We start from the raw sequence: 245 nt of genomic DNA on the forward strand, positions 1-245 counted from the left end.
TGGATAAGCTGCTGGATCGTGAGATGTTTTCGCTGATTGTACTGGATTTGATGCTGCCTGACGAAGATGGTATCGCCATCTGCAAGCGACTGCGTAATGACAATGCCGGCATCCCGATCATCATGCTGACCGCAAAAGGCTCAGACGCTGACCGTATCGCAGGACTAGAAGCAGGCGCTGATGACTATCTGCCAAAACCATTCAACCCAAAAGAGCTGCTTGCCCGTATCAAAGCCGTGCTTCGC

The 245-nt window shown here is 51.8% G+C and carries 1 protein-coding gene; it reads left to right on the forward strand.

The genetic code is table 11. The features are described from left to right. The coding region (locus QSV46_RS40690; protein ID WP_314964392.1) for a response regulator at window positions 1–245 on the forward strand (245 nt) is incomplete at both ends.

This window comes from Bradyrhizobium cosmicum (assembly GCF_032290525.1).
GTDB lineage: Bacteria > Pseudomonadota > Alphaproteobacteria > Rhizobiales > Xanthobacteraceae > Bradyrhizobium > Bradyrhizobium cosmicum_A.